Here is a 24,980-nt window from a genome sequence, read left to right as displayed (position 1 = left end):
GTCTCAAGACTAAATGCTGCCGCTCAGAGCGCTTGCTAAATGCTGCTTAAATCCAGCTCGGCAACCACATGTGTATCAACCAAAAGCCATAAGGAATCTTGGTGCCAATCCAGATCGGCAGATAAAACATAGACAGCCCGAAAACTGCAGCGAGGTAAATCAAAAACCCACGCTTGATTGATCTGGCAACTTTTGGCTCGGCAAAGCGCAGGTAGATTTTGACCACATAGAGCAGAGCCAAAATCATCCAAGGTAAAAATGCAATTGAGTAGAACTGAAAAACAGTGCGTTGCATGAAGAAAAGCCAAGGCACATAACCCGCGAGAACACCCAGCAAAATTAGTCCGGCGGTGCGGTCGCGTTGGCGAAGGTACCAAACCAAGAGAAAGAAAAGTGAAAGAGCGGCTGGCCACCAAATCAGTGGGTTTCCTAATGCGGTAATTGCGCTTGAGCAACCACTCGCCAGCTGGCAACCGTCAACGCCTTCAGCCTGCCCCTCATAAAAGAAGCTGGTTGGTCGAAGAGCAAATAGCCAGGTAATCGGGTTTGATGCATACGAGTGCGGTGTGTTTAGGCCAACGTGAAACCCGTATGCGCTCTGGTGATAGTGAATGAGCGAGGTAAACCAATTGCTTTCGGAGTTGCGCTCATAACCATCAGAACCAAGAATCCATCCGAGCCAACTGAGCACATAGACGCCAAGCGCGGCGGGAACCATGATTAAGAATTCGCGTAACCCTTGCTTGATTGTGACCGAGGTGAATTGGTCTACCTCTGATCGACGACGCGCTAAATATTCACTGATAACGAGGTAAAGGCCGAATGCCGCCAAGAAATAAAGGCCAGACCACTTGACCGCCATTGAGGCACCGAGTGCTAGAGCCGAGGCTAGCAGCCAAGGTCTGCGCCAAGTAACGACGGCTAGGTCAACCCTTGCCCGATCTCGAAGCAAGAAATAGAAGGCGAGCAAAACGAAAAATGCCAGGATGCCATCGAGAAGTGCGGTTCGAGCAAGCACGATGGCGTGCCCATCGATAGCCATCAGAAAACCAGCTGCCAAAGCCCATTTTTGTGATTTGAGCAACCGCTTGGCAATCAGCATGATCAGCCACACCGAGGCAATGCCTAGAACGGCGGTCGAGATTCGCCAGCCAACTGGGTTCGTCGGCCCAACCAGCCACATTCCGAACCCGATAATCCATTTGCCCAGTGGAGGGTGAACTACAAACGCAGGTGCCGGCAAAAAGGAATCAACCTGACCACTTTCGAAAAGGGTGTTGGCATCAGCCGGCCAAGCGCGTTCCGCTCCGGTTTTCCAAAGCGACCATGCGTCTTTCACATAGTAGGTTTCGTCGAAAACAAGCTTCGCCGGATAGCCAAGGTTGATTAGTCGCAACAAGGTGGCAAGAGCAACAACCATCCATGTTGAATAGCGTGCAAAAAATTGAGCCAGCTGCTTATTGGCCTGAATTCGATTTTGCAAAGCATTCACCTGCCCAATGCTAGACAATAGAGCGTGCTCATTCTTGCTGCGACCCCAATCGGAAACCTATCCGACGCTTCGCCGCGTTTGCTCGAACACCTGCAAACTTCAAAATTTATTGCTGCTGAAGACACCAGAAGCCTGCTCAAATTGGCCAACTCGCTGGGCGTAAAAATCAATGCGCGCCTTTTTAGCCTTCATGAGCACAATGAGGGTGACCGTCTCGATCAAATTCTTGAAATTGCCAAGGATGAACCCGTGCTGGTCGTCAGTGATGCGGGAATGCCAACAGTTAGTGACCCGGGGTTCCTTTTGGTGCGCGCTGCCGTTGCAGCTGGAGTTGAGATCACCGTTGTGCCAGGGCCTTCGGCAGTTCTAAGTGCGCTCGCGGTATCAGGCCTACCAACCGACCGATTCACCTTTGAGGGGTTCTTACCTCGAAAGCAGGGCGATCGACGCAAGATGTTTGCATCTCTGGCAAGAGAACCCCGCACGATGGTGTTCTTCGAGTCACCGCATCGAATTCTTGAATCACTGCAAGATGCTGCGCAAGAGCTGGGTGAAGGTCGACAGGCAACTGTTTCACGCGAATTGACCAAAAAGTTCGAGCACACCGAGCGTGGCACGCTTGAACAGCTGGTCGACTGGGCTCGAAGTGAGCCACGCGGAGAAATGGTGCTGGTCATCGCCGGGGCTGCAGTGATTGAAATCAAGACCGAAGATTTAGTTGGGCAAGTCATTGCGCTCACCGAAGAAGGCATGCGACTCAAAGAAGCGGTAGCCGAAATCGCGAGTTCAGCTGGTGCGAGCAAGAGTGAACTTTATCAATTGGTGCTTGAGCAACGTCAAGCTTCGAAAAACTGAGCCACAGCCTCGGTTAAGATGGAAACCATGCCAAATAACAACGGAAAGTCGTTTTATGTAACGACGCCGATCTTCTACGTCAACGATGCCCCTCACATTGGCCACGCCTACACCGAGGTTGCATCTGACGTACTCGCACGCTGGCACCGCCAGCGCGGAGAGAACTCATTCTTGTTGACTGGCACCGACGAGCACGGTGAAAAGATTCTTCGCACCGCAGCCGCAAACAAAACCACTCCACAGCAGTGGGCTGACAAGTTGGTTGAAGAAGCCTGGTTGCCCCTTCTTGAAACCATTGATATTAAGAATCAAGACTTTATTCGCACCACCGAACCTCGCCACGAAAAGGCTGTTCAAAAGTTCTTGCAGCACCTTTACGACACCGGCTTTATCTACCGGGGTTCATACGAGGGTAATTACTGCGTGGGTTGCGAAGAGTACAAAACCGAAGCTGACCTAATCGAGGGCGAAGGCGCATTTAGCGGGCAAGCAGTTTGTGCCATTCACTCGAAGCCGGTTGAGAAACTTCAAGAGACCAACTACTTCTTCAAGCTGAGCGAGTTCGAAGACAAGCTTCTCGCGCACTATGAGGCGAATGCCAAGTTCATTCAGCCAGAGTCTGCTCGCAACGAGGTTGTTTCTTTTGTTCGTCGCGGTCTCGAAGACCTTTCAATTTCTCGTTCAAAAGAGAAGTTCGACTGGGGAATTGACATTCCTTGGGACGACAGCCACATCACTTATGTTTGGTTCGATGCTCTTCTGAACTACATCACCGCCATTGGCTATGGCGAAGATACCGATGAAGCGCGAGCAAAATTCGCTTCACTTTGGCCAGCCTCAGTTCAGGTAGTTGGCAAAGACATTCTTCGTTTTCACGCGGTAATTTGGCCAGCAATGTTGATGGCTGCAGGTCTTGAGCCGGCAAACCAGATCTTTGGCCACGGATGGCTTTTGGTCGGCGGCGAGAAGATGTCGAAGTCAAAGCTCACCGGCATCGCTCCAAGTCAAATCACCGACACTTTCGGTTCAGACGCGTTCCGCTATTACTTCATGAAGGCCATTGCTTTTGGTCAAGATGGTTCGTTCTCTTGGGAAGATCTTTCGGCTCGCTACCAGGCTGAGTTGGCTAACGGATTCGGAAACCTTGCCTCGCGCGCGATCGCAATGATTCACAAGTATTTCGACAGCGTTCTTCCGGCTGGCACAGATTTCACCGAGGCAGATCTTCAGGTTCAGAACATTGCTGCGACCGCTGTGAAAAACGCAAACTCAGCTATCGATGACGTAGCCATCCAGGATGCAATCAGCTCAATCTGGACTTTGGTAGACGAACTGAACAACTACATCACCGTGCAGGAACCTTGGGTTCTGGCGAAGGATGAAGCAAATCGCGCTCGCTTGGGAACCGTCTTGAACACCACCGCTGAGGGTCTGCGCATCCTTGCTGTTTTGTTGAACCCGATCACCCCAAAGGCAACCGCAAAGCTTTGGGCGGCACTTGGTTCAGGTCTTGGAGAACTTGATGCTCAGCCACTAAACGAGGCTGCAGCGTGGGGTCAACTGAAGCCGGGCAACGTTCTAAACGTGCTCGAGCCACTGTTCCCTCGCATCGAAACTGACACCGAATCGAAGTAGCAGTGAGCAACGCTGAGTTCAAGCGAAGTTCGAAGGCGGGTGAATCTGTGAGCGAAAAGCAATCAAAAAAGGCGCCGAGTTTTGCCCCAGCTCCTGAACCGCTTGAAGTTGCGGTCTATGACAACCACTGCCACCTTGAATTTGAGTTCGACGAGCAATTAGGCGCAATGCCATGGATTGAAAACCTAGATCTTGCCGAGAGCGTTGGTGTGAAGGGCGTTCTTCAGGTTGGCGTAACCCTCGAAAGTTCAAAGTGGTGTGCTGAACTTGCCACCAAGGATTCTCGTGTTTTAGCGGCAGTTGCACTGCACCCAAATGAGGCGCCGCTTTATGAAACAATCCAACGCTTGGATGATGCCATCGCAGAAATTGCTGAACTGGCCAAGCAGCCGCGTGTGCGTGCAATCGGTGAAACCGGTTTGGACTTCTTTAGAACTGATGGCGAAGCTAGCCTCGCCCTTCAGCAACACAGTTTTGAAGAACATATTCGAATCGCCAAAGAGAACAACATTGCATTGATGATTCACGATCGCGATGCCCACGACGAAGTGGTTGCAACTTTAAAGCGAGTCGGCGCACCTGAGAAAGTGGTGTTCCACTGCTATTCGGGTGAAACCGACTTGGCTCAGATCTGCATCGAGAACGGTTGGTACATGTCTTTCGCCGGAAACATCACCATCAAGAGAAACCAGCACCTTCGCGACAGCCTGAAAATGGCGCCGGCTGAACTGATTCTGATTGAAACCGATGCTCCATTTCTGGCGCCTGAGCCATTCCGCGGGCGACCAAATGCGCCTTACCTCGTGCCAATTACCGCCAGATTTATGGCAGAAACCCGTGGCCAAGACTTGAATGAACTTTGTGCCCAACTGGCGCTGAATACTGAAACTGTTTATGGCTCATGGTCGGAGGGTTTCTAATGGTTGATCTACTCGGCGGTGCAGACATCCGTGAATTGGCAACTCGCCTTGACGTCATGCCAACGAAAAAACTTGGTCAGAATTTTGTTACCGACCCAAACACCATTCGTCGCATCGTGTCGGCCGCGAAGCTTTCGGGTGAAGAGACAGTAGTTGAGATTGGCCCTGGTCTCGGTTCGCTGACACTTGGCCTGCTCGAAGTTGCCAAAAAGGTCATTGCGGTTGAGATTGACCCGAAAATGGCTGCTGAACTTGAGTCGACCATTGCTAAGCGAGCACCGGGAACTGATTTCACGCTCGTGCGAAACGATGCCCTAAAGGTGACAGAACTGCCGGCTGCTCCAAATGCGCTGGTTGCCAATTTGCCTTACAACATCTCGGTGCCCGTGCTGCTGCATTTCTTGGAGCAGTTCGAATCGATTGACAAAGGTTTGGTGCTAGTTCAGGCAGAGGTTGCTCACCGTCTCGCCGCGACTCCGGGTTCAAAAATCTATGGTGTTCCAAGCGTTAAGTTGGCTTGGTATGCCGATTCTTATCTTGCCGGCAACGTCGGCAGAAACATCTTTTGGCCGGTTCCAAATGTTGATTCGGCGTTGGTTTACTTTGCTAAGCGAGAGACCCCGCTTGGTGACGAAAATCTGCGACTAGCAACTTTTGAGGTTGCCGATGCAGCTTTTGGTCAGCGACGAAAAACTCTGAGGCAAGCTCTGGCAGTGTGGGCTGGTTCGCCCGCTGAAGCAGAGCGAATTTTGATAGCCGCGGGTGTAAGCCCGCAGGCCAGAGGTGAAGAACTTGATGTTCATCAATTTGTTGCGATTGCGCAGGCTCGCTAATGTCTGTTGCATTCAAGATCGATACTGAATTTGAAGTCGAACTAGCCCGGTTATTCACGGTTCTAAACGATGTCTCGAGCTGGGCTGTTTTTGAAAAGCCTCGAGTCATGAGCACCAAGAATGGTCAGCTCACACTTGCTTTTGATGACCGCACTCGTGCCATTCTTAGCTTTGAATTGGTCGAGGGTGCAGTGAAGTTGCGCGTGGTTCATGAGTTGCTAAAAGATGCATCTGAAATCAAACCGCGAGAGCAATACTGGTTCGAAGTTTTGGCCGGCGTTCGCCGCCGTCTCGAGGCAGCATGATTACCGCCAGTGCACCCGGAAAAATCAATATCTTTTTCGATTGCGGAGCACTTCAACCAGATGGATTTCACGAGGTTGCCAGTGTTTACCTGGCCCTTAACCTTCGTGAGCGGGTAAGCGTTTCGCTAAGTCAGACCTGGGCTGTGACAGTTCAAGGCGAAATCAGTGCAGAGCACCTGGCCGGTGTTCCAACCGATGAATCAAACCTGGTTGTGCGGGCGGCAAAACTAGTTGCCAAAATTGCCAAGATCGATGCCCCAACTCCTTTACATTTTGTAATCGACAAGGCGGTGCCGGTTGCTGGCGGAATGGGTGGCGGTTCGGCCGACGCCGCTGCAGCCATGGTGGCTGCCAATGAGATATGGCTTGCGGGTCTTAGTTTTGAAACTCTGGTTGCCGAATCGGGTCGTCTCGGTGCCGACGTGCCATTCGCACTTGCGGGTGAAGTTGCCGTGGGTCTTGGCCGTGGCGAGCAGTTGCGAAGCATCCATGCAACTAAACCACTTCACTGGGTGCTGGTGGCCAACGATGGCGGTTTGAGTACCCCGACCGTTTATAGACACTTGGATGAACTACGTAGCGCTCAGCAGGTTGACCCAACTAAAGTTTCAGCCCCTAGTGTTCCTGCTTTGCTTGAGCAGGCAATCATGAACGGCGATGCACACGCGCTTGCCGGTTTGATGCGAAACGACCTTGAAGCAGCTGCTGTCGACCTCATGCCAACCCTTGCGCAAACCATCGAAGCCGGTGTGGCTGCCGGCGCCTTGGCCGGAATGGTTTCGGGGTCAGGGCCAACTGTGGCTCTGCTAGCCGAGTCTGAAAATTCAGCTGAAAGTATCGCCAACTATCTTGCGATTCAGGGTTACACGGCAATCACTGCAGTTGGCCCCGCAGCTGGAACAATTTTGGAGAGCAACTAAATGGCGCACCTTCTAGGCGCAGAGTCGCTAACCCTGGAGTTTCCGACTAAAAAAGTCTTTGACAATGTCACCGTTGGCCTGAACGAGGGCGATCGAATTGGAATCGTCGGTCGAAACGGCGACGGCAAATCAACCCTCTTAAAACTGCTTGCAAAGCGAATGAACCCAGATGACGGGCGAATTACCCACCGAAACGGCATAACCTATGGCCTGCTTGACCAAGCTGATGTGATTGACCCGGGGCTAACCATTGGGCAATCTGTGGTTGGCGATACCCCAGAGCACGAATGGGCAGGAAACCCAAAAGTTCGCGATGTCATCGGCGGTTTATTAAACGATCTCGATTGGCAAAAGCAGGTCGGTGAGCTTTCGGGAGGGCAGCGCCGCCGCGTAGCCCTTGCCCGACTTTTGGTGCAAGACCTAGACATTGTCATGCTCGACGAGCCGACTAACCACCTCGACATCGAGGGTGTTGCTTGGTTGGCTAATCACCTAAAAACTAGATGGGCATCAAACGCCGGTGGTCTGATTGTCGTCACCCACGACCGCTGGTTTCTAGATGAAGTTTGCAACATCACCTGGGAGGTTCACGACGGTGTAATTGAGCCTTTCGAGGGCGGTTACGCAGCCTATATTCTTCAGCGCAATGAACGCGACCGCAGTGCAGCAGCCTCTGAGGCCAGACGTCAAAATCTGATGCGCAAAGAACTTGCTTGGTTGCGCCGCGGTGCTCCTGCTCGCACCTCAAAGCCAAAATTCCGCATGGATGCAGCGGCTGAGCTAATTGCCAACGAACCCGAACCTCGCGACCAAGTGGCTCTCTCGAAACTGGCAACTCAGCGTCTGGGCAAAGATGTGCTCGACATCGAAAACCTTGATTACTCTGTTGGCGGTAAAGAGCTTCTGCACGATGTGACCTGGCGGGTTGGGCCAGGCGATCGAATCGGGCTGGTTGGCGTAAACGGAGCTGGCAAGACCACGCTTTTGAAGCTAATTCAAGGAACTATTGAACCTACCGCTGGGCGAATCAAGCGTGGAAAAACGGTGAACATCGCCACCCTCAGCCAAGAGGTTCGAGAGCTTGACGAATTCGATGACGAGCGAATTTTTAGCCTGATTGCACGAGAAAAATCATTTTTTGTTGTCGACAAAAAAGAAGTTGGCATCGGTCAATTGGTTGAACAGCTGGGCTTCACGCAGGCCCAGTTGCAAACTCCAATTTCTGATCTTTCAGGCGGGCAAAAGCGTCGCCTTCAGTTCTTGCGCCTGCTTTTTGGTGAGCCAAATGTTTTGATTCTTGACGAACCAACCAACGACCTCGACACCGACATCCTTGCCGCAATGGAAGACCTGCTCGATGGTTGGCCTGGAACGCTGATTGTGGTCAGCCACGACCGTTATTTGCTAGAACGAGTCACTGATCAGCAATTTGCTCTGCTCGGTGATGGCAGCCTTCGTCACCTGCCCGGTGGTGTCGACCAATACCTCGAGTTGCGCAAGCACTCGCTAAACGGTCAGTCAAAAGGCGCGGCAATCAACAGTGCGACTTCTAAGCCAAACACGGATGCACCTTCGGCCGGCAAGCTTTCGGGAGCCGAGGCACGTGAGGCAGAAAAAAACATTGCGCGAATTGAGCGAGCACTAGAAAAAATTGCAGCTGATGAGACCAAGCTTCACGAGATGATGGCCGCTCACGACCAAAACGATTACGCCGGTTTGGGCAAATTTGTTGAGCAGCAGACCGAATTGAATAACAAACGCGATGAACTAGAGCTTGAATGGCTCGAAACATCTGAGTTACTTCAAGATAAATAGCAAGAGCGGGCCTGCCGTATGGCAGACTTAAGGGGCAGTTGAAAGACTGCAGATCCCCCATGGTGTAATGGCAACACTCCGCCCTTTGGAGGCGGCTTTCTAGGTTCGAGTCCTGGTGGGGGAGCGCATTTATTCTGATCGGAGTGCAATGAGCAATAAGCAGTTGGCAATCGTGATTTTGTCGGCCGGCGAAGGCACTCGCATGAAGTCAGCCAAGCCAAAGGTCATGCACGAACTTGCGGGCCTTCCGCTTTTGGGCCATGTTTTGGCAACTGCCAGTTCACTCGACGCACAGCACGTGATTCCGGTAATTCGCCACAAAAAAGAACTGCTTGCCGAATACATTCAGTCAGCTTTCCCTCACGCCGTTATCGCTGAGCAGGACGATATTCCTGGCACCGGCCGCGCAGTTGAATGTGGGCTATTCAGCCTGCCTAGTGACTTTGAAGGCACTGTTGTTGTTACCTCGGGCGATGTTCCATTGCTCGACACTGCCACTTTGACCGCTTTGCTAGAAGCGCACCAGGATGGAAACTTTGCCGCCTCTGTGCTCACCACAATCGTTGATGACGCAACTGGTTACGGTCGAATCATTCGCAACGATTCAGGCGACTTCGTTCAAATTATTGAGCACCGCGATGCAACCCCCGAACAGCTCGAAATCTGCGAGGTAAACGCCGGTGTCTATGTATTTGACGCGGCACTGCTTCGCGCATCGCTTTCAAAAATTGGTTCGCACAATGCACAGGGCGAGAAGTATCTGACTGATGTTGCAGCCGAGTTGCTGGTTCAAGGTCACGGTGTGCAGGCGCTAGCAATCGAAGACAACTGGTTGGTTGCCGGAATCAACGATCGCGTGCAGCTTGCTGAACTTGCTGCTGAATTGAACTTTAGAATTTGCGAGGCCTGGCAGCGTGCCGGCGTCACCATTCTTGACCCAGCCAGCACCTGGATCGACGTAAATGTTCAGCTTGGTCAAGATGTGACCGTATTGCCTGGAACATTCCTTAAAGGCTCAACCGTGATCGGCGAGGGTGCCACGGTTGGACCAGACGTAACCCTGATTGATTCTGAGGTTGGTGCGGGCGCATCCGTGTTGAAATCACACGTACTTGGTTCAAAGATTGGTGCAGGCGCGAGCGTCGGCCCGTTTGCCTATCTGCGCCCCGGAACCGACCTAGGTGCAGATGGCAAAATCGGAACTTTTGTTGAGACCAAAAACGCCAAGATTGGCGCTGGTTCCAAAGTTCCACACCTCAGCTATGTAGGTGACGCAACCATCGGCGAAGAATCAAACATCGGTGCCGGCACGATTTTTGCCAATTACGATGGCGTGAACAAGCACAAGAGCACCATCGGTTCGCACGTTCGAACCGGCTCGCATAACGTGATGGTCGCACCTATTACGATTGGTGATGGAGCCTACACAGCAGCCGGAACAGTGGTTCGCAAGGATGTCGCGTCAGGCGACCTCGCGATGAATGTAGCACCGCAGCGAAACATCGCCGACTGGGTGATTTCAAAGCGCCCAGGCACCAATGCAGCAGACGCAGCCCAAAAAGCTAAAAACTAAAAACCTTCAGACAGAGCGGGAGCCCACCTTGGAAATCACAGCCAGCAACTCAAAGCGACTGGTAATCGTAAGCGGACGTGCCCACCAAGAACTGGCTGAAGAGGTAGCAACCCTGCTAAACACTTCACTTGTGCCAACCACGGCATATGACTTCGCCAACGGTGAGACCTTTGTTCGTTATGAAGAGTCGGTTCGCGGAGTAGACGCTTTTGTGATTCAGTCACACGCTGCAGGCATTAACAACTGGGTTATGGAACAGCTTTTGATGGTTGACGCTATGAAGCGTTCGTCAGCAAAACGAATCACCGTTGTTGCACCGTTCTTTCCTTATGCCCGCCAAGACAAGAAGCACAAGGGTCGTGAGCCAATCTCAGCTCGACTAATGACCGACCTATTCAAAGCAGCCGGCGCTAACCGCATCATGTCGGTTGACTTGCACACTCCTCAGATTCAAGGTTTCTTTGACGGCCCAGTTGACCACCTTTGGGCGTTGCCAATGTTGGCAGATCATGTTGCTGAGCGTTTTGGCAACGAAAACCTGACCGTGGTTTCGCCAGACTCTGGTCGCGTTCGTGTTGCTGACATCTGGGCAGAGCGTCTTGGTGCTCCACTGGCAATCATTCACAAGCGTCGCGACCCAGACCGCCCAAACCAGGTTGAAGCTCACGAGCTTGTTGGTGATGTTAAGGGCCGAACCTGTTTGTTGGTTGACGACATGATCGACACCGCCGGCACCATCGTTGCCGCTGCTAAGGCTCTAAAAGACAACGGCGCAGCTCGAGTGATTGTTGCTGCAACGCACGCAGTATTCTCGAACCCAGCCGTTGAGCGTTTGTCTTCAGGCGTTGTTGACGAGGTTATCGTTACCAACACCCTGCCTATCACTCCAGAAAAACAGTTCGACAACCTAACCGTGCTCTCGATTGCGCCGCTAATCGCAGCAGCAATCAGCGCAGTTTTTGGTGACGAATCAGTCAACAAGCTGTTCCCAGGTCACGCCTAAGTCGCGTAGCCAACCACGATGAAACCTACCCAGCAGGTCGGGTTATTCGGAGCAATCGCCATCGGGCTTGCTTCAATGCTTGGCGCTGGTGTTTTCGTAGTTTTTCGTGAAGCATTTGACTTGGCTGCCAACTGGCTTTGGCTAGCTCTTATGATTGCTGCAACTACTGCCGCACTCAATGCGGCGTCGATTTATCAATTGGCTAGACAAGTCGATCGACCAGGCGGTGTTTATGCTTATGCCCGGGTTTACCGAACCGAGAAACTAGCTCGCACCGCTGGGCTGGCATTCATCCTCGGAAAAATTGCCTCAATTGCTGCCATTGCTCTAGTCTTTGGCTCGTATGTTTTGCCCGAGTACAAAACTCAGGTCGGCGCGGCTGCTATTGCAGTTTTGGCAATCATCAACATTCTTGGAATACAAAGAACCGCCCTCATAGCCGCAATTTTGGCCGGCATTACTGTTTCGTTGTTGGTGTTCACAATCGTGATTAGCGGTTTTCACCCATACGCGATTGATTTGGTTGCTCCGGTAAGCATGTCTGAAGATCCAAAAATTCTGGCAGCGGCAGCAATCTTCTTTTTTGCCTTTGCTGGCTACGCGCGAGTTGCCACGCTTGGCTCTGAGGTGCGTGACGCCAAGAACAACATTCCAAAGGCTATCGCCATCAGCCTTGCCTTGGTTTTGCTGATTTACATTGGGCTGGCCAACGTGCTCGCACCAATTCTTCCGGCTACGGTAGTTGCCGATTCAATGCCCTTTGTCGCTCACTTTTCTGCCATGGGGCTGCAGCTTGGTTGGCTGGTTATCGCAGTTGCAGCACTTGCATCGTTGGGTTCAATGTTGGCGTTGTTGGCCGGTGTCTCTAGAACTGCCGCTGAAATGGCTACGGATGGAGCCATCACCGCACTCTTCGCTAAGCGAAACCGCTTTGGCGCACCTTGGATGGCAGAAATCTTTATCGCTCTGATTGCCGGCGTATTGGTCTTCTCTGGACCGATTGCTTGGGTAATCTCGCTGTCTTCACTTGGTGTCCTGTTCTATTACGCGGTAGGGCACCTGAGTGCTTTGGCTCAGCCTGATGAAGAAAGAATCATGCCAAAATTTGTTCCGCTGATTGGCCTGGCGCTTTGCCTTATTTTGGCGTCATCGGCCGGTTTGCTGTTTGCCGAAGGGCTTCAACCCCGCTAGACTGGCATAAAGACAACGGCGAGGGCTCCATTTGGGGCCGTTATCGACGGGGCAATTAGCCGGTTTCCACTGGCAGGTATCCTCGCGTTCAACGCTTGAGTTGATAAACCAAATCAGAATGGAAACAAACATGAACACAGCAGCAAAGCTAACCGGTTCAGTCCGCAACGCATTCGGTAAGGGTGCTTCTCGCAAGTTCCGTGCAGCAGGTCAGACCCCTGCAGTTATCTACGGTCACGGCACCGAGGCTCGTCACATCACCGTTCCTGCTCGCGAGCTTGCACTTATCCTTCGCCACAAGAACGCAGTTATCGACCTAACCATCGATGGCAAAGAAGAGTCAGTTCTTGTAAAGAGCGCTTCAAAAGACCCAGTAACCCAGATCATCGAGCACGTTGACCTAGTGACCCTAATCAAGGGTGAGCGCGTTCACGTTGAGGTTCCTGTTCACGTAATCGGTGAGTCACTATCTGGCACCGTAATCGACCTTGAGCACAAGACCGTGAAGCTAGAAGTTGCTGCAACCAGCATTCCTGACTTCGTTGAGGTTGTCTTCAACAAGGAGGGCGCAGGCTTCCACGTTCTTGCTAAGGACGTAAAGGTTCCTGCAGGCGCAAAGCTTGAGCTAGCAGACGACGAGCTAATCGCTTCTGTAGTTGCAACCGCAGCTGGTCACGCAGCAGAACTAGCAGCAGAGTAATCAACTGAATAATTCGGCTTACTTAGTAGTCGGGCTCGGTAACCCCGGGCCCGACTATTCTGCTAATCGGCACAATGTTGGCCAGATGGTTCTTTCAGTTTTGGCCGATCGAATCAGTGTCAGTTTCAAAAGCCACAAATCTAATGCTGCCGTAGCCGAGGCTCGGCTCTTTGCTGGTGGCCCAAAAGTTATTCTCGCCAAGCCTGGTTCATACATGAACACCAGCGGTGGCCCAGTCTCGTCGCTGATGAAGTTCTATGACATCCCAGTTGAAAATGTCATCGTGATTCACGACGAACTAGATATTGATGCCGAAACCGTTCGCATCAAACAGGGTGGTGGCCACGGCGGGCACAACGGTCTTCGCGACATTATTGCGGCAAGCGGGTCGAACGATTTTGCTCGTATTCGAGTGGGTATTGGTCGACCACCGGGTCGTATGGATACCGCAGACTTTGTACTTAAAGATTTTTCATCGGCCGAGCGCAAGAACTTGCCGGTCACGCTAGAAATCGCAGCCGATGCAGTTGAGGCCATCGTGCGCAATGGAGTTCAGGCAGCTCAAAATGTCTTCAACACTGCTGGCAATTAGACTTGCCCTGTGAGTACGCAAAATCTCAAGGCCCTGTCGCGCCTTGGCGCACTCATTTCTGAAGGGTATCCCTTCGCAGCACTTCAAGCGAAAATCAAAAATCAACGTGTTGATCTAATCGCTCCTCAGGGCGCGCACTCGGCTGTAGTGGCGGCAATCACCGAATTTCGAAAGAGCTCAAAGCTCTCGCCAGTGCAACTAATCGTTGTTGCGACCGGTCGTGAGGGCGAAGACCTTGCAGCTGCCTTGCATGATTTGGAACCAGACTCAGAAATACTTGAGTTTCCTTCTTGGGAGACCCTGCCTCACGAAAGGCTTAGCCCTAGCCCCGAAACGGTAGGACGGCGACTCAAAGTTTTGCATCGTCTCGGTGACATCGAGGCGCTGGGCGAGAAGATCACCCACCCGGTTTACGTGATTGCATCAGTGCGCGCTGTTCTCCAGCCGGTTGTCGAAGGTTTGGCAAAGTTTCCGCCTCTCAAACTTGAGCGCGGCAAAGATTATTTGTTATTCGAGTTGTCGCTAAAGCTCGTTGAGCTGGCTTACCACCGAGTAGACATGGTTACCAAACGTGGCGAGTTCGCTGCTCGCGGCGGCATCCTGGATATTTTTCCGACCACAGCCGAACATGCAATGCGCCTTGAATTCTTCGGTGATGAACTCGATGAGATCCGACAATTTTCGGTGGCTGACCAACGTTCAATCGAAGGCAAAGTCGACGAAATTGAGATCTATCCGGCTCGCGAGATCATCATCACACCGAGTGTTGCGTCGCGGGCCCGTGAGATGGTTCACGAGTTTCCAAACATCTCCACCATGCTTGCCAAGTTGGCCGAAGGCATTCCAGTTGATGGCATGGAATCATTGGCTCCGGTACTGGTCGACAAGCTGGTTCCATTCACCGATTACCTGCCGAAGAATACATTGGTCACCCTACTTTCACCTGAAAAATCTGCTGCACGAGCGGCCAGCCTGGTTGAAACTAATGAAGAGTTTTTGCATGCTGCCTGGGATGCCGCCACCGAAGGTGCGAGCGCTCCGATTGATTTGAGCACCGGCGGTTTTGTCGAACTTAGCCAGTTCAAAGATGCCTTGGATGGCCGGGCCATGTTCACCGTTTCACAGTTCGGTGCCGATGATGATTCGCTGGTCAATCTTGGGTTATTCGAGATTCCGAATTTCAAGGGGCTCGACACGACGGCAACCGAGTGGCTTGAAGACCAAGCTAAAAACGGGCAGCAAATCATCCTGGTAGCTGAGGGGCATGGCACGGTAGAGCGCCTACAAGAGTTGATGAACGCCGCCTCAATCAAGGCTGAGGTTGCTCAGGGTTCGCTTCGAAAAGGTTTCACCGCACCCGACAGCAAACTGATTGTTCTTACCGAAGCTGAGTTTTATGGCAAGAGCTCGGCTTATGTGAGCCCGCAGGTTCGAAAGTTGGCTGCCAAACGTGGTCAGGCTGTTGACCCGCTGAGCCTCAAGTCTGGCGATTATGTGGTTCACGAAACTCACGGAATCGGCCGCTTTATTGAGCTTGTTCAGCGAACCAGCGGCGTTGGCAAACTGCAGTCGCAACGTGAATATCTGCTGATTGAATACGCGCCAAGCAAGCGCGGCTACCCTGGCGACACACTGTTTGTGCCAACCGATCAACTTGATTTGCTCACTCGCTATGTTGGTGGCGAGGCGCCGGTTCTTTCAAAGATGGGCGGCACCGACTGGGCGAGAGCAAAGGGCAACGCTCGCAAGGCCATTCGTAAAATTGCTATCGACTTGGTCAAGCTCTATTCAGCCAGAATGAAGTCTCGGGGCTATGCCTTTGGGCCTGATACCGAGTGGCAGCATGAACTCGAAGAAGCATTCTCGTTCGTTGAAACGCCTGACCAGCTCACCACGATTGACGAGGTAAAGCGCGACATGGAGCGCGAGATTCCGATGGATCGCCTGCTCGCGGGTGACGTTGGTTATGGCAAAACCGAAGTTGCCGTTCGAGCCGCCTTCAAGGCTATCCAAGATGGCAAACAGGTGGCAATGCTGGTGCCAACCACGCTGTTGGTGCGTCAGCACACGGATACTTTCGAAGCGCGTTACGCAGGTTTTCCGGTAAATGTCAGGTCTCTCTCACGTTTTCAAACGGCCAAAGAGGTAAAAGAAACCCTCGCTGGGTTGGCTGACGGTTCAATTGACATGGTCATTGGTACCCACCGCTTGTTAAGCGAGAGCGTCAAGTTTAAGCAGCTGGGCCTAATCATCATCGATGAAGAGCAACGGTTTGGCGTTGAACACAAAGAGAAGTTGAAAGAGATGAAGACTAATGTCGACATTCTTTCGATGTCAGCAACTCCTATTCCTCGCACACTTGAGATGGCAATTACGGGCATCCGTGAGATGTCGACCCTGGCGACCCCGCCTGAAGAGCGTCACCCAATCTTGACCTTCATCGGTGCTTATAGCGAGAAGCAGGTAGCTGCGGCTATCAGGCGCGAGCTTATTCGTGAGGGGCAGGTGTTCTTCGTGCATAACCGCGTTAGCTCAATCGAGGCCGTTGCACATCAATTGGCCGAACTGGTTCCCGAAGCCCGAATTGCTGTAGCACACGGTCAAATGTCAGAAGTTGCTCTTGAGCAGGTTGTGGTTGATTTCTGGGAACGCAAATTTGACGTTTTGGTGTCAACCACGATTATCGAAACCGGCATCGACATTCCTAATGCCAACACCTTGATTATCGACCGAGCTGAGAATTTTGGCCTCAGCCAGTTGCACCAAATTCGTGGCCGCGTTGGTCGCAGTCGCGAGCGTGCCTACGCCTACTTCTTCTATGCACCAGACAAGCCGCTGACCGAAACAGCTCACGACCGCTTGGCAACAATCGCTCAAAACAACGAGCTGGGTGGCGGCATGCAGATTGCAATGAAAGACCTTGAGATTCGAGGTGCCGGCAACCTTCTCGGTGGCGAACAATCAGGGCACATCGCGGGTGTTGGTTTCGACCTCTACCTACGAATGATCGGTGAGGCTGTGGCTGATTTCAAAGGTGAGAGGATTGAGGCGCCAGCAGAGCTAAAACTTGAATTGCCTGTCGATGCTCACATTCCATCGACTTATGTAGACAGTGAGCGCTTGCGCCTGGAGGCCTATCACAAGCTTTCGGCGGCATCTGGCGAACTCGGCACCAGGGCCCAGCTTGACGGCATTCTCGCCGAGCTAGAAGACCGCTATGGCAAGGCTCCTGACCCGGTCAAGAATCTAATTGAGGTCACCGAGCTGCGCCAGCAAGCGAATCGTCTCGGCCTCAAAGATTTCAACATCCTTGGCTTGCAGGTTAAATTGCAACCGGTCACCTTGGATGAAGCTGCGCAGGTAAAACTCACACACCTGTTCCCGGGTGCCAAATACCTGCAATCTGCGAAGACCCTGATGGTGCCTGCACCAAGAGACCAAAACTTTGAACCAATGCGAGACAAAGAAATCATCGACTGGGCCTGGGCGTTTTTGTCGCGGGTTTTTGCAGTCGCACCAGATCAAAATAATGAACAGGCAGGCACAAAATGACAAAACTTGATGAATTGATTGCGGTTGCTCACAAGCTTCGCCAGCCTGGCGGTTGCCCTTGGGATGCCGAGCAGACCCATGAGTCGCTGACGAAATATTTGATTGAAGAGACTTACGAACTGGTTCATGCCATCGAATCGGGCGACCGTGACGAAATTCTAGAAGAACTCGGCGATGTGCTCTACCAAGTGATTTTTCACAGTGACCTCGCCGCCGCAGGGTCTTTGGGCGAGAGCTTTGACATCCAAGATGTTGCAGAGCTTTCGGCCAAAAAGATGATGGGTCGACACCCGCACGTTTTCGGTACGCCCGAGGAGCTTGAGAAATATGCAGCTAAAACCGGCGACGAGGTGATGGTCAACTGGGATGCCCACAAGCAACGCGAAAAGCCTGAGCGTTCGAGTGTTCTAGATGGCATTCCGCAGAGCCTGCCAGCTTTGGCGCTTGCCGACAAGGTGCTTGGAAAAGCCGAGAAGATCGGTCTGCTAGACGCAGACGAGCCAGGTGCATTCACCATAACCGGCGAAGACGAGCTTGGCGCAATTTTGTTGGCCATCGTTTCGTCGGGCCGCAAGGCAGGGCTTGACCCAGAGCGTGCCCTTCGAAGTGCCGTTCGTGAACTTCAGGTTGAGATTCGCGAAGTCGAGTTAGAAGACGCCACGGATGCCGGTGTCATCGCTCTTCCCACAGAGGAATAACACCGTTTTCACAGAGATTTGTCAGGTGCGAGTGCTTTTCTAATTGTGCAGAAACACTGCAATTGGAGGGCAAAATGGACGAGAACCAGTCACCTTATGAATACGACGAAAAGCCAAAAGCTGGCAAGTCTGTTTGGGTGCCCGGGCTGACTATTGCCGCAAGTGCGTTATTCGCTTTTCAAATGGTTGCCCCAGCAATTGGCAGCAGCGGCTTCTTCGGTGAAAATGCGGTACCCGCTCAAACCAGCGATTCAGCGGCCAAAATTGCAGCTGATACTGGCCTAGACACAGCCAACGCAACCCTGCCAGTGGCTGAAGACGCACTAAGTCTTAGCAATGACACAGTGTCTTCAGCTTCAATCGATTCATCTCTTGACCCTGCGGTCGTTGACTCAACTGCACCAGCTATTGATGTGCCTCTGCCGGCACTTGATTTCGGAAACGTTTCTAGCGCGACGCCAAGCGCAGGTGGTTCAAACGGTTCAGGTTCATACACAGGCGACGAAGATGACGATGATCGCGGCAGCTACTCTGACGATGATTCTGACGATGACCAAGATGAAGTCGATTCTGAAGATGCTGCAGATTCTGAAGATTCTGGTGAAGACGACTAGTTGAGTTGGCTCCGGCTAATCGGCTAAGCGCCAACCCTGTGGCAAACTTGGGGAATGGCTAAAGATGTGCACCCACCTCGCGGAATGCGCGACTTTCTTCCGGTTGAGAAGAATCGTCGCGATCAAGTTCTAACCAAGATTCGCGAGACCTACCTTGGCCATGGCTTTCAAGAAATTGAGACTCCTGCGCTTGAAGATCTGGCTCGACTAACCTCGGGCCAGGGCGGCGACAACGAGAAACTTGCATTCAGGGTCATGAAGCGTGGAGCAGAGCTTGAGGCTGCGCTCGCCGCATCTGACGGCGAAGATAATCTTGCCGATTTGGGCCTTCGTTACGACCTAACCGTGCCTTTGACTCGCTATTACGCAACCAATCGCACCAAATTGCCTGCAGTTTTCAAGGCATTGCAAACCGGGCCCGTTTGGCGTGCAGAGCGCCCGCAAAAGGGTCGTTACCGTCAATTTGTGCAATGTGACATTGACATCATTGGCGACGCCAGCATCCTTGCCGAAATTGAACTTCTAAATGCCAGCTTGGATGCCCTCGCTGCAATTGGTTTGAATGATGCGAGCATCAGAGTGAACCACCGCGTTCTCTTGGCCAATCTATTGGAGCAACTTGGTGTGCCCGAGGCTGGCAAGGGTTCGGCGATGATCACCATCGACAAGCTCGACAAAATTGCCGCTGAAGGCGTGGTTGCTGAGCTAGCCGAGAAGTTCGATGCTGCTGTTGCCGAGCGTGCTGCCGCGTGGTTGAACGCCATTGCTGGCGATTTGCCTATTCCGGCTGAGTTGAACGAGATTTTTGCTGCTGTTGAGGCGCGTCACGGTAAAGGGCGACTTCGATTTGACCCAACCTTGGTCAGAGGCATGGGCTACTACACCGGCACAATTTTTGAGATTGAGCACCCTGAGTCTGGCTCATCAATTGGCGGTGGCGGTCGTTATGACGGCATGGTTGGCCGTTGGCTTGGCACCGATGCGCCTGCGGTAGGTATTTCAATTGGCTTTGAACGCGCGGTCGACTTGGTCGAGGTCTCGCCTGACAATGCCAAATCGCTGGTGTTGATTCTTGATTCGACTGATTCTGCAGTGATCGGTAATGCTTTGAATCTTCAGCAAGAGGCAATTGCAGCTGGTTACCGTGTGCGACTCGAGCAGCGCCCGAAAAAACTCAACATGTTGCTAGGCAGTATGGCTGAACAGGGCTTCGGCTCGTTCGCTTCTGTAGGTGTAGACGCCATTTCATTCGGTGATTTGGCATTGCGCCAAATCGGCTAATGTCTCGCTAAATCTAAACGGCTAGAACTAAACTAATAACCATTACGACGACGTTTTTTAGCGCCGTCTGGCGCGTTCAAAACAGCCCAAATAAGGAGAAACCTTGTCAATCATTGAAGCCATTGGCGCTCGCGAAATTCTTGACTCACGTGGAAACCCAACCGTTGAGGTTGAGGTTCTGCTAGAAGACGACAGCTTTGGTCGCGCTGCAGTTCCATCAGGTGCATCAACTGGTGCATTCGAAGCACACGAAAGCCGCGACGGCGACAAGGGCCGTTACCTTGGCAAGGGTGTTCAGAACGCAGTTAAGGCTGTAGTTGAGACCGTTGATGAGGCACTTGCAGGTTTTGACGCACAAGACCAGCGCCTAGTCGATGCAGCACTTATCTCTCTAGACGGCACTGCAACCAAAGAGAACCTGGGCGCAAACGCCATCCTTGGTGTCTCAATGGCAAACGCACGTGCAGCAGCTGAGTCAACCGGTCAGCCTCTTTACCGCTACCTAGGTGGCCCAAACGCACACACTCTTCCAGTTCCTCTAATGAACATCATCAACGGTGGCGCTCACGCTGACACCGGTGTTGACATTCAGGAGTTCATGATTGTGCCTCTAGGTGCAGAGACTTTCAGCGAAGCAATTCGTTGGGGTGTTGAGGTTTACCACGCACTAAAGAGCCTGCTTCACAGCAAGGGCCTTTCAACCGGTCTGGGCGACGAGGGTGGTTTCGCACCTGAGCTTCCGACCAACGCAGCTGCGCTAGAGCTAATTGCTGAGGCAATTGCCAAGGCTGGATACAAGCTAGGCACCGAAATTGCACTTGCTCTTGATGTTGCTGCAACCGAGTTCTACTCAGAGGCAACTGGCAAGTACACCTTCGAAGGCCAAGAGCGCACCGGTGACGAAATGATCGCTTACTACGCAGACCTAGTTGCACGCTTCCCGCTGGTATCAATCGAAGACCCGCTATCAGAAGATGACTGGGCTTCATGGACCAAGATGACTGCTGAGCTTGGCTCAAAGGTTCAGCTTGTTGGCGACGACCTTTATGTAACCAACCCTGCACGTTTGCAGAAGGGTATCGACGAGGCTGCTGGCAACGCAATCTTGGTGAAGGTAAACCAGATTGGTACCCTGACCGAGACCCTAGATGCAGTTTCACTTGCTCAGCGTCACGGCATGAAGGCCATCATCTCTCACCGTTCAGGCGAGACCGAAGACACCTTCATTGCTGACCTAGCCGTTGCAACCAACGCTGGCCAGATCAAGACCGGTGCACCTGCTCGTTCAGAGCGTGTTGCAAAGTACAACCAGCTTCTACGCATCGAAGAAGAGCTATCAGATGCAGCGTTCTACGCTGGTCGTTCAGCTTTTCCTCGTTTCACCGCTAAGTAAGCTCGGGTTCTAAACCTATGAAACGCCCCGCAAAGGCTCCGTCGATGGCAACATCGATGGCATTGCGGGGCGTTTCTAATAAGTTTCAACTGCTGGCCATTTTGGCTGCCATTGTGGTTGGCGTAATCTCGCTGGCGCCTGGCATGCAAACCTGGGTTTCACAACGACAGGCCATTGCTGAGGCTCAAGCTGACGTAGACCAGGCCAAGGCTGACGTTCTAACCATGCAAGAAGAGCGCAAGCGCTGGGAAGACCCTGTTTATATTCGTTCTCAAGCCCGTGACCGCCTCTATTATGTGATGCCGGGCGAGATTTCATACCTGGTTTTGGGTGCCGATGAAATCGACCCGAATGACACCTCGGGAACAGTTGGCGCACAGTTGGCTGACCGAACAAACACCATCGAAATATCTACTGAGATTCGCGAAACTAAAAACAACTGGGTAGATGCCGTTCTCGAATCTGTGATTCGCGCCGGAACCGAAGTGCCGACCGAAGAATCAACAGGAGCAACCAAGTAATGCCGCTAACCCCAGTAACCGAAGCTGACATCGCTGAGGTATCACGCCAGCTTGGGCGACCTGCTCGAGACATCGTTGCTATCGCTGCCCGATGCGTTTGTGGCAAGCCAACCGTGGTTCACACCGCTCCAAGGCTTTCAGACGGAACACCTTTTCCGACTACTTATTACCTAACCCACCGTGGTGCTACGGCTGCTGTTTCAACTCTTGAAGCAAGCGGACTCATGGCCGAACTGCAGGCTCGTCTTGGTGAGGAGCCAGAACTAGCCGAGGCCTATCAAAAGGCCCACGAATCTTTCATCGCCGACCGTGATCGCACGGCCAAAAAACTTGGTTTAGATGTGCCTGAAATCTCAGGAATCTCAGCCGGTGGAATGCCAACCCGTGTGAAGTGCTTGCACGCGCTAATCGGTCACGCTTTGGCCGCGGGCCCTGGTGTGAACCCAATCGGCGACATTGCCCTTGAAGCCTGCTCATGGAGCCCATACAAGTGCGTCTGCGAAAGCTACTAGCACTAGCACTCACTGTTGCTGGGGTGCTATTTGCAGCCCAGCCTGCCTCAGCCGATGAAATTCGCGATCGTGAATATTGGCTCACCGACTACTCATTTAAAAAAGCATGGAACCTCACCAAAGGTAAAGGCGTTCGCGTTGCTGTAATCGACACCGGCATTGATGCCACCCACGTCGACCTCAAAAACGTAGTTGTTGATGGCGAAGATTTTTCTGGGCTCGGAGATATCAACGGAACCACACCGGTTGGCGCGAGTAATTATCACGGAACCATGGTGGCTGGATTGATCGCAGGGCGTGGCCATGGCAATTCAAAAGGCGCAATCGGCACAGCTCCCGAAGCCTCGCTCATCAGCGCATCCTTGGCTTTTGGGGTTGACGGCATCAACACTGACGATGAAATCGCAAAAGCAATCTACTGGTCAGTCGATCATGGGGCATCAGTAATCAACCTCTCGCTCTCTCGAAGCAGTGCGGGCTGGCCAGAGAGCTGGGATGCTGCTTTTGGTTATGCCTTTGACCATGACGTCGTGGTTGTTGCAGCAGCAGGAAACCGGTCTTCTGGCACCGATACCGTAGCGGCGCCAGCGACTATTCCAGGTGTTTTGGCGGTAGCTGGAGTCGATCGCAACGGCAAGGCAAGCCGCGAGGCATCAACCACCGGGCTGACTATCGGTGTGAGTGCGCCGGCCGATGACTTGATTGGTGTTTACCCTGGTGGTGACTATCGGGTCTGGAGCGGAACAAGTGGCGCAGCCCCAATTGTTAGCGGACTAGTGGCCTTGGTGCGGGCTTATTACCCCGAACTTGACGCAAATAATGTGATCAACCGAGTGATCAAGACTGCCGACAAGCAAACCGAAGAGTCCTATTCTCCGCTTTATGGTTATGGCCTGATTGACCCGCTGCGCGCACTCACCGCAAGTGTTGAACCGGTCACCGAAAACCCCCTTGGGTCGCTTGACCGATGGGTTGACCTTTACCGTGCCAGCGGTGAAATCACGGATGTCTCCGGCGAATCTGGCATCCATGAACCTCTGCCTCAAGACTCACTGGGGGAGACCATCGAGGGTAAGCCAACCGACAATTCTTGGATAGCCACATCTGTGTTCTATGGAGTGCTTGGAATCGGCGTCATATTTTCTGTGGCGCGCAGACTTAGACGTAACATATTGGCCCGTAGAAGGTAGTAAATTAGAAGAATGTCTGCAAACAAGAGCGGCGCCGCTGCGCCAAAAATTCTAATCGTCGGTGGCGGTTACGCTGGTTTCTACACCGCATTCAAACTTGAGAAGCTACTTGGCAAGGGCGAGGCTGAGGTCACCATGGTTGACCCGCTTCCATACCTTACCTACCAGCCTTTCCTACCTGAGGTTGTTGCCGGTTCGATTGAGGCACGTCACGTTGTGACCTCACACCGTCGCCACCTAAAGAAGACCAACATCGTCTCAGGTAAGGTCACCAACGTTGACCACGCCAAGAAGACTGCAACCATCGAGGTTCCTGGTCTAAAGCCTTATAAGCAGAAGTACGACCAGATCGTGGTTACTGCTGGTGCGGTTTCACGTACCTTCCCGATTCCGGGTGTAGCCGACAACGCAATCGGCCTAAAGACCATTGAAGAAGCAGTTGAGATTCGCAACCGCATCATCACCAACCTAGACAAGGCAGCTAACTTGCCAGCGGGTGCTGCTCGTGACCGTCTTTTGACCTTCGTGGTTATTGGTGGCGGTTTCGCAGGTATCGAGACTTTCGCAGAAATGCGTTCTTTGGTCAGCTACCTGTTGCGTTACTACCCAAACATCACTTTTGAAGACACTCACTTTCACCTGGTTGAAGCAATGGGCCGCATCATGCCTGAGGTTTCACTTGAGACCAGCCAGTGGGTTCTTGCAAACCTAGATGCACGCGGTGCAAAGGTTCACCTAAACACCCAGCTTCAGTCAGCTGAAAAGGGCAAGATTGAACTTTCAACCGGCGAAAGCTTTGAGTCAGACGTAATCGTCTGGACTGCTGGTGTTATGGCTCACCCATTTGTTCGCAACACCGACCTACCTCTAGACGAGCGTGGCCGCATCACCGCTAAGGCAACCCTTCAGGTTGTCAACGGTGAAGAAGTTGTTGCTGATGCTTGGGCTGCCGGTGACGTTTCGGCTGTTCCAGACCTTTCAGGCGGCGGCGTTGGTGGCTTCTGTGTTCCTAACGCTCAGCACGCTGTGCGTCAGGCTAAGTTGCTTGCTAAGAACGTTGTGGCTGCTATCCGTGGCGAAGGCATTCAGGAGTACTTGCACAAGAACAAGGGTGCTGTTGCAGGCCTTGGAATCGGTGTAGGTGTGTTCCAGTACAAGAAGCTAGCAATCAAGGGCTTCATCGCCTGGTGCATGCACCGTGGTTACCACGGCTTGGCGATGCCTATGTGGGAGCGCAAGCTTCGCGTATTCTCTGGCTGGGTATGGAACTTCTTGCTGAAGCGCGACATCGTTGCGATCTCAGCGACCAAAGACCCTCGCGTGGCCTTCGAGACCTTCGCATCTCGACCAAAGAAGTAATCTTCTAAATCGAAAAGGGATGCCTT

General features: G+C 52.6%; 22 protein-coding genes and 1 tRNA gene. 22 read left to right on the top strand and 1 reads right to left on the bottom strand.

The features are described 5' to 3' along the window. Positions 1 to 46: 46 nt before the first annotated feature. Positions 47 to 1,510, bottom strand: a complete 1,464-nt coding sequence (locus Q0L26_RS06420) for a phospholipid carrier-dependent glycosyltransferase (protein WP_296648931.1) — start codon at positions 1,508 to 1,510, stop codon at positions 47 to 49. Between the two features lie 6 nt (positions 1,511 to 1,516). Here Q0L26_RS06420 and rsmI point away from each other — a divergent pair, with 6 nt between their 5' ends. From rsmI to Q0L26_RS06310, 22 genes are all read left to right on the top strand, one after another. Then, on the top strand, positions 1,517 to 2,347 hold the full coding sequence (gene rsmI, locus Q0L26_RS06415; RefSeq protein ID WP_296648928.1) for a 16S rRNA (cytidine(1402)-2'-O)-methyltransferase: 831 nt from the start codon (positions 1,517 to 1,519) through the stop codon (positions 2,345 to 2,347). Positions 2,348 to 2,374: 27 nt separating this feature from the next. Beyond that, positions 2,375 to 3,982, top strand: a complete 1,608-nt coding sequence (gene metG / locus Q0L26_RS06410) for a methionine--tRNA ligase (protein ID WP_296648926.1) — start codon at positions 2,375 to 2,377, stop codon at positions 3,980 to 3,982. A gap of 47 nt (positions 3,983 to 4,029) precedes the next feature. Beyond that, a complete protein-coding gene (locus Q0L26_RS06405) occupies positions 4,030 to 4,902 on the top strand; it encodes a TatD family hydrolase (protein WP_296648923.1) in 873 nt (290 codons plus the stop codon). Beyond that, positions 4,902 to 5,735, top strand: coding sequence for a 16S rRNA (adenine(1518)-N(6)/adenine(1519)-N(6))-dimethyltransferase RsmA (gene rsmA, locus Q0L26_RS06400; RefSeq protein ID WP_296648920.1), 834 nt, complete (start codon positions 4,902 to 4,904; stop codon positions 5,733 to 5,735). Before Q0L26_RS06405 ends, rsmA begins: the two co-directional genes overlap by 1 nt. After that, complete coding sequence (locus Q0L26_RS06395) at positions 5,735 to 6,040, top strand: hypothetical protein (RefSeq protein ID WP_296648917.1); 306 nt, start codon at positions 5,735 to 5,737, stop codon at positions 6,038 to 6,040. The genes rsmA and Q0L26_RS06395 overlap by 1 nt, the downstream gene beginning before the upstream one ends. Then, entirely contained in the window at positions 6,037 to 6,960 is a 924-nt protein-coding gene (locus Q0L26_RS06390; RefSeq protein WP_296648916.1) for a 4-(cytidine 5'-diphospho)-2-C-methyl-D-erythritol kinase, read from the top strand. Before Q0L26_RS06395 ends, Q0L26_RS06390 begins: the two co-directional genes overlap by 4 nt. Beyond that, entirely contained in the window at positions 6,961 to 8,775 is a 1,815-nt protein-coding gene (locus Q0L26_RS06385; RefSeq protein WP_296648913.1) for an ABC-F family ATP-binding cassette domain-containing protein, read from the top strand. It begins immediately after the preceding gene. Between the two features lie 53 nt (positions 8,776 to 8,828). After that, a tRNA-Gln gene (locus Q0L26_RS06380) sits at positions 8,829 to 8,899 on the top strand. Positions 8,900 to 8,923: 24 nt separating this feature from the next. After that, positions 8,924 to 10,348: a bifunctional UDP-N-acetylglucosamine diphosphorylase/glucosamine-1-phosphate N-acetyltransferase GlmU gene (gene glmU / locus Q0L26_RS06375; RefSeq protein WP_296648911.1), complete on the top strand. Its 1,425-nt coding sequence runs from the start codon at positions 8,924 to 8,926 to the stop codon at positions 10,346 to 10,348. Positions 10,349 to 10,376: 28 nt separating this feature from the next. Further along, on the top strand, positions 10,377 to 11,351 hold the full coding sequence (locus tag Q0L26_RS06370; RefSeq protein ID WP_296648907.1) for a ribose-phosphate diphosphokinase: 975 nt from the start codon (positions 10,377 to 10,379) through the stop codon (positions 11,349 to 11,351). A gap of 18 nt (positions 11,352 to 11,369) precedes the next feature. After that, positions 11,370 to 12,542 carry an APC family permease gene (locus Q0L26_RS06365; RefSeq protein ID WP_296648905.1) on the top strand — a complete coding sequence of 391 codons (1,173 nt, stop codon included), beginning with the start codon at positions 11,370 to 11,372 and terminating at the stop codon, positions 12,540 to 12,542. 130 nt (positions 12,543 to 12,672) lie between these two features. After that, positions 12,673 to 13,242, top strand: coding sequence for a 50S ribosomal protein L25/general stress protein Ctc (locus Q0L26_RS06360; RefSeq protein ID WP_296648901.1), 570 nt, complete (start codon positions 12,673 to 12,675; stop codon positions 13,240 to 13,242). A gap of 4 nt (positions 13,243 to 13,246) precedes the next feature. Next, positions 13,247 to 13,834 (top strand): aminoacyl-tRNA hydrolase, encoded by a 588-nt coding sequence (gene pth, locus Q0L26_RS06355; RefSeq protein WP_296649261.1) that lies wholly within the window; start codon positions 13,247 to 13,249, stop codon positions 13,832 to 13,834. Between the two features lie 147 nt (positions 13,835 to 13,981). Beyond that, a complete protein-coding gene (gene mfd, locus Q0L26_RS06350; RefSeq protein WP_296649258.1) occupies positions 13,982 to 17,386 on the top strand; it encodes a transcription-repair coupling factor in 3,405 nt (1,134 codons plus the stop codon). Then, positions 17,383 to 18,084, top strand: coding sequence for a MazG family protein (locus Q0L26_RS06345; protein ID WP_296648898.1), 702 nt, complete (start codon positions 17,383 to 17,385; stop codon positions 18,082 to 18,084). The genes mfd and Q0L26_RS06345 overlap by 4 nt, the downstream gene beginning before the upstream one ends. 74 nt (positions 18,085 to 18,158) lie before the next feature. Next, positions 18,159 to 18,698, top strand: coding sequence for a hypothetical protein (locus Q0L26_RS06340; RefSeq protein WP_296648895.1), 540 nt, complete (start codon positions 18,159 to 18,161; stop codon positions 18,696 to 18,698). Between the two features lie 54 nt (positions 18,699 to 18,752). Continuing rightward, entirely contained in the window at positions 18,753 to 19,979 is a 1,227-nt protein-coding gene (gene hisS / locus Q0L26_RS06335) for a histidine--tRNA ligase (protein WP_296648894.1), read from the top strand. A 103-nt stretch (positions 19,980 to 20,082) separates the two neighbouring features. Next, positions 20,083 to 21,372, top strand: coding sequence for a phosphopyruvate hydratase (gene eno / locus Q0L26_RS06330; RefSeq protein WP_296648891.1), 1,290 nt, complete (start codon positions 20,083 to 20,085; stop codon positions 21,370 to 21,372). Positions 21,373 to 21,416: 44 nt separating this feature from the next. Beyond that, positions 21,417 to 21,893, top strand: a complete 477-nt coding sequence (locus Q0L26_RS06325) for a septum formation initiator family protein (protein ID WP_296648889.1) — start codon at positions 21,417 to 21,419, stop codon at positions 21,891 to 21,893. Beyond that, positions 21,893 to 22,405, top strand: coding sequence for a DUF501 domain-containing protein (locus Q0L26_RS06320; RefSeq protein ID WP_296648885.1), 513 nt, complete (start codon positions 21,893 to 21,895; stop codon positions 22,403 to 22,405). The genes Q0L26_RS06325 and Q0L26_RS06320 overlap by 1 nt, the downstream gene beginning before the upstream one ends. After that, positions 22,369 to 23,595 (top strand): S8 family serine peptidase, encoded by a 1,227-nt coding sequence (locus Q0L26_RS06315; RefSeq protein WP_296648882.1) that lies wholly within the window; start codon positions 22,369 to 22,371, stop codon positions 23,593 to 23,595. Before Q0L26_RS06320 ends, Q0L26_RS06315 begins: the two co-directional genes overlap by 37 nt. Positions 23,596 to 23,607: 12 nt before the next feature. Next, a complete protein-coding gene (locus tag Q0L26_RS06310; protein WP_296648879.1) occupies positions 23,608 to 24,954 on the top strand; it encodes an NAD(P)/FAD-dependent oxidoreductase in 1,347 nt (448 codons plus the stop codon). The last annotated feature ends 26 nt before the right edge of the window (positions 24,955 to 24,980 follow it).

Source organism: Rhodoluna sp., from assembly GCF_024641065.1.
GTDB lineage: Bacteria > Actinomycetota > Actinomycetes > Actinomycetales > Microbacteriaceae > Rhodoluna.
Note: the sequence above shows the minus strand (reverse complement) of the source record. Positions and strands in the feature narration are given on the sequence as shown.